General features: G+C 49.9%; 4 protein-coding genes. 2 read left to right on the top strand and 2 right to left on the bottom strand.

The window, feature by feature from the left end; all coding sequences use genetic code 11:
* The first annotated feature begins 258 nt into the window (after window positions 1–258).
* Both KDK14_RS11535 and KDK14_RS11530 read left to right on the top strand, forming a co-directional pair.
* The gene (locus KDK14_RS11535) at window positions 259–651 is read left to right on the top strand and encodes a hypothetical protein (RefSeq protein WP_257265269.1); all 393 of its coding nucleotides are present in this window, start codon (window positions 259–261) and stop codon (window positions 649–651) included.
* A gap of 140 nt (window positions 652–791) precedes the next feature.
* Window positions 792–1,937 (top strand): hypothetical protein, encoded by a 1,146-nt coding sequence (locus tag KDK14_RS11530; RefSeq protein ID WP_257265268.1) that lies wholly within the window; start codon window positions 792–794, stop codon window positions 1,935–1,937.
* Between the two features lie 30 nt (window positions 1,938–1,967).
* Here KDK14_RS11530 and uvrA read toward each other — a convergent pair whose 3' ends face one another.
* Both uvrA and KDK14_RS11520 read right to left on the bottom strand, forming a co-directional pair.
* Complete coding sequence (gene uvrA / locus KDK14_RS11525; RefSeq protein WP_257265267.1) at window positions 1,968–4,793, bottom strand: excinuclease ABC subunit UvrA; 2,826 nt, start codon at window positions 4,791–4,793, stop codon at window positions 1,968–1,970.
* 85 nt (window positions 4,794–4,878) lie between these two features.
* Window positions 4,879–5,775 (bottom strand): hypothetical protein (locus KDK14_RS11520; protein WP_257265266.1); only part of this gene is annotated, 897 nt, incomplete at its 5' end.

Raw genomic sequence — 5,775 nt, 5'->3', positions numbered from 1 at the left:
AGGGTGGCGCAAAATATTTTCACGCGCCATGGGCATTTGTGCTCTTCGTGTGCTTTGTGGTTCAAAGCTTTTGCTTCAGGAATATAGACGCTTAATGTCTATCCTAAGAGCTTTTGCTGGCAAGGTGAGGAGTTAATTGGGGACTAATTATTATATGACGGAATTTTTGTCAACAAACCTTGTCTAAAGCACTTCTGATCCGTGATGAACTTTGCTTAATTGCTCATTTTAGAGGCTGTCCTGAATTCAGGTATTACTATGCAAGCTGCAGGTGCAAATCAGGTTCAACAAGGCGCCCTCGAAGCAGTCGACAATCTGCCATCGGCTGGCGTTTCATCCCATGTAAGGAGAAAAGCAGTACGTTTTGGCTATAACGTTGTCGTTTTATGTGCTGTGGCACCTGTGATTGGAGCTTATTGCCTGACTAAACCCGAGGCAGTAAGGCATATGATAATTGAAAGTGATAAGACGTATATGATGCTAGCGGGATTTGGCGTAGCTCTTTTGTCTGCGGCTGCCAAGGCAATTAGTGAACGGGTATGTACGCGCCCCGGTGGTTTTATTTTCGAGCGTGTCTGCACCATGCTTGATGCGTATGAGCGACAAGCGGCCAAGAATGACGTTCGTGATCGATCAGATGAAGGGAGATAGGTTGTCTAAACTGAATTGATTCACTGGACACGGAGGCAAGCCCTGCCGCAAAATCAGCGCTGATCCTGCGAATCTTGCTCTGCTTCACTCTATTCAACGCAATTCCCCCAGTGATACGCTACTCTGCCAGGAGTGTCTCCATGTTGATGCTTATTCGTTGTTTGTGCATGATGGCAAGCGTAATGCTTACTGCCGAGATTTCTGCCAGTCAACCGGTGAAAACCGTCAATTCCGGCTACATAACCAGAACTTATAACCAGCTGATTCGAGAGAGCCATCCAAACTGGTGGGGGAACTTTAACCTTGACCCGATGATAAAACCCGGCGCCATGGGCGTCATTGATATTGACAGTGGGGTGTTTCAACCGACCGGTGAGTCCTTAAGTGATTTTGAAACCACCATTTCGCCATTGAATGAAGTGATGACACTCGCTTCTGAGCATGTGCATGAGCCGGGGGGGTTGGTTGGTGCAAAGGGGAGCCTGGCTCATCAGGGGGATGCACAGGTTCAACTGAAGTGGCAGTTCAGCAGGCGTGGAGCAATGATGTCACGCTGGGTTCTGGCAGAACAACAGGGTATTAAAGATCCGGGTAAAGTATTAAGGGAGCATCTCAATTTATTAAAGTCTATTGCCAGTGATGAGTCTATGTACGACTCGGTCAGTGGAATATCCCAGGGTTTTGGTGTGATTACCAGTGTGATTATGGCTAAGGCAGGCGTCAATGCGGTTGCTCTGAGTGATGACTCAAACTGGCGTATCAGCGGGCAGGCCAGCTATCTGGGCAATATGCTGACTCAGGTTGGCGGGGATGCGCAGTATGCAAAAGCCGAACATGAAGGCGACATTCTCAGTGTTCTATGGCCCGCGGAAGCAAATAAGTCCAGTCCGGTATTGGTACCGGTGGCTTTTACCTTTGCATCTTTGGAGGGAGAGAAGGTTATGCTGCACTGGATCAGGCCTATTGACTCCTTCAGAATGCTCTTTAACAATCACAGCGATCATTATGTCAGGATTTCTCTTTCTTATACGACTCCGGTTGGTGATCAGCAGACTCATATTTGGCTCCTGCCCTTTCTCCAGCAGGTAATTGATGGCATCCCGTTGGATGCGACCAATCTGACCATGACATTAAACTATCTGCGTATTCTGAAAACGGTGCAGACCCATCGCTGGAAAACACCGTTGGGGTCCTGGTCCACCGGCGATCGCCATATTGATATCAAGGGATCCTGGCCGAGGTATCCTTCATTTTCTATCAGGGAGGAGGGATACTCTTCTCAGTAAGTGCAGATTTGGCCTCTTCCCGGCAGCGTGTCAAGCAAGCATTGGTTTTAGAAAGCGGCCAGTATGTGACTGTGGAACATCCGATACAGCTTCCGGTGTGCCAACGGCAATAATCTGGCCGCCACCATCCCCCCCCTCAGGGCCCAGGTCAATGATCCAGTCTGCCGTTTTAATCACATCCAGGTTGTGCTCAATGACGACCACACTGTTACCGTGATCCCGCAAACGATGAAGGACAGAGAGTAGCTGTTCAATGTCGTGAAAATGGAGCCCGGTGGTTGGCTCGTCCAGAATGTAGAGTGTTTTACCGGTATCCCGTTTGGACAGCTCTTTCGCCAGTTTTATCCGCTGGGCTTCACCACCGGAGAGGGTGGTGGCATTCTGGCCAAGGTGAATATAGGAAAGCCCGACATCCATCAGGGTTTGCAGTTTGCGCTTGACCGCAGGTATTGGATCGAAGTATTGCAGGGCTTCTTCCACGGTCATTTCAAGTACTTCGTGGATGCTCTTGCCTTTGTATTTCACTTCCAGGGTTTCCCGGTTATAACGTTTGCCCTTACAGACATCGCAAGCAACATAGATATCTGGCAGAAAGTGCATTTCTACCTTGATAACACCATCGCCCTGACAGGCCTCGCACCGCCCACCCTTGACATTAAAGCTGAAACGCCCCGGCTTATAGCCCCGTGAGCGGGCTTCCTGAGTGCCTGCAAATAGCTCACGAATAGCGGTAAAAATCCCGGTGTAGGTTGCCGGATTAGAGCGCGGTGTGCGGCCGATGGGGCTCTGGTCAATATCAATGCATTTATCAAAGTGATGAATGCCGGTCAGCTTTTTATAGGGGGCAGCGGTTAAGGTTGTGGCTTTATTGAGCGCTGTGGCTGCCAGCGGATACAGGGTGCCATTGATTAATGTGGACTTGCCAGAACCTGAAACACCGGTAATGCAAGTCATCAAACCCACCGGAATTTCCAGTGAGACATTTTTCAGGTTATTGCCGCTGCAACCACTGAGTTTCAGGGTTTTCTTTGGGTCTGCAGGGGTTCTGTCCGAAGGCACATTGATCTTGCGAATGCCACAGAGGTATTGACCCGTTAAGGAAGCGGGAGTGTCCATGACCTTTCCGGGGGTTCCCTGAGCCACGATGGCGCCACCATGAATACCGGCACCGGGGCCAATATCGATCACATGATCCGCACTGCGAATGGCATCTTCATCATGTTCAACGACAATCACCGTATTACCCAGATCACGCAAACGGGTCAGTGTATTCAGCAGGCGCTCATTGTCCCGTTGATGCAGCCCGATACTCGGTTCATCAAGAATATACATAACGCCCACAAGGCCTGCGCCAATCTGACTGGCTAGTCTGATTCTCTGGGCCTCACCACCGGACAAGGTATCGGCACTGCGCTCCAGGGTGAGATAGTTCAGGCCGACGTTGACCAGAAAGCTCAGGCGATCACAGATTTCCTTAAGTACTTTCCTGGCGATCTCGCCACGGCGACCGGGCAGGTCGAGATCCTGAAAATAGGTCAGTGCTTTTTCCACGGGTAATTTAACCAGCTCCGGCAGGGTTTCATTCTGGATAAATACATTGCGGGCTTCTTTCCTTAAACGGGTGCCCTTGCAGGCCGGGCATGGCTGGGTGCTGAGGTATTTGGTCAGCTCTTCCCGGACGGACTGTGAGTCGGTGTCCCTGAAACGCCGCTCGAAATTGGGAATAATGCCTTCAAAGGTATGCCGCTTCTTATAGACATCCCCCCGGTCATTAACGTAACTGAAATTAACTTGTTCATCACCGGAGCCGTGTAAAATAATGTTCTGCTGTTCCAGGCTCAAGTCATCAAACGGGGTGTCAATGCTGAAGTCATAGTGAGCGGCCAGTGACTTCAACAGATGAAAGTAATAAACGCTGCGGCGGTCCCAACCACGGATTGCCCCTTCTGCCAGAGTCAATTCAGGGTGCTGTACTATACGATCCTGGTCGAAGAACTGCTTGACACCGAGTCCGTCACAACCAGGACAGGCTCCCGCCGGATTGTTAAAGGAAAACAGCCGGGGTTCCAGCTCATTGAGGCTGTAACCACATTCAGGGCAGGCGAACCGGGATGAGAAGACAATGTCGTCTTTAGCGTCATTATCCATGTAGCTGACCGTAGCAAGACCATCGGTTAACTCAAGCGCTGTCTCAAACGACTCAGAGAGGCGCAGTTGTAGATCATCACGCACCTTAAAGCGGTCTATGACCACTTCAATGGTGTGTTTCTTTTTTTTATCCAGTTTTGGCGGTGTATCAAGATCAGTGACAATCCCATTGATTCTGGCACGAATAAAACCGTTACTTCTCAGCTCGTTGAAGACATGGAGATGCTCACCTTTTCGTCCCCTGACCACCGGGGCCAGCAGCATCAGTTTCGTGCCTTCTGGCAGTGCCAGAACCTGGTCTACCATCTGACTGACGGTTTGCGCCTCTAAAGGCAGGTGGTGTGTCGGGCAGCGGGGAATGCCGACGCGGGCAAACAGCAACCGCAGATAATCGTAGATTTCTGTGATGGTTCCCACGGTAGAACGCGGGTTATGGCTGGTGGATTTCTGCTCAATGGAAATAGCTGGAGAGAGGCCTTCGATATGATCTACATCGGGCTTTTCCATCATGGATAAAAACTGGCGGGCATAGGCTGACAGTGACTCAACATAACGACGCTGGCCTTCGGCATACAGTGTGTCAAAGGCCAGGGAAGACTTACCGGAACCCGATAGTCCGGTAATTACAATCAGGCTGTCACGCGGCATCTCCAGGTTGATGTTCTTCAGATTGTGCGTACGAGCGCCCTGTACGGTAATCTTTTCCACAGCCTTTTCTCCGTTAGAAAGCTAGTTGATAACTTTTCGGCAAGCTGAAAAAGGCCACCAACAGGCTCTGAGACCAAACGGAGTATTATAAGTAGTCGATTGCCAAGTCTGTAGTAAAAATTGCCACATTCAGCAAAAGCATCCAGAGGTGGCCGTTGAAATACAGGCCGCCTTTGCTGTCAGTAAAATATCCGGGACATCGACAGTCCCATGTCATGGCCGCTGAATCCAGGGCCAGGGTCAGGATGTGATTGGCATAAGGGTACTCTGACACTGTGGCAACGAGGTTGTAAAGCGTGTCGGACCATGCAGGTTCACTCTTGAATTCAGCTGTTTTGGGGGTGTCAGGGCCAGTTGCATCAGGATTGATATAAGATTGGATATAACGCCAGCCATGGTAGCCGAGGCTCAGAAGGTAGTAGGTAAAAAAGAAACCCTTGGTCATTAGTCTGTCCGGTTTATGGCTGATATCCATTAATTTCCCACTGCAGGGACAGGCCTCTCTTTGCGTCCAGAGGATATTTCCCGAGTCCAGAAGTTTGTATACGTGAACTGCCATATAGGACCACATCAGCAGTTTGCGGGTAGTGAGTAATATCTGCCGTGTTTCATGGTAGGGGCTATGGGAGACCAGAATGACTGACCGATCATTAGGGTCATTTGACATGGGGAGTTCACAGTCTGTATTTTTCAACGCCTGCAGTTTTTCAATGCTATCCTTGCTTGAGATTGTACACAGGGTTTCTTTTCCCTGTTCATTAATTGTCGTGTAGCTGGCGGATATCGAGAAATTTGTGGTTTCTGAGTTGATCGTGTTAGACAGACATTGGGGAGATATGGCAAGCAGCAGGAAGAGAATGCCCGGACACCAAAAACTCAACAAACTCATGAGCTGTCCTGAAATAACTTCTCTACAGACGCTACCCACTACCCGCCGCCCGCTTCCCGAAAAGTTGGAACCACTTGTGCTTTTGCGGGCAGC

It is taken from the genome of Endozoicomonas sp. ONNA2 (assembly GCF_024606365.1).
In the GTDB taxonomy this organism is placed as follows: Bacteria; Pseudomonadota; Gammaproteobacteria; order Pseudomonadales; family Endozoicomonadaceae; genus Endozoicomonas.
Note: the sequence above shows the minus strand (reverse complement) of the source record. Positions and strands in the feature narration are given on the sequence as shown.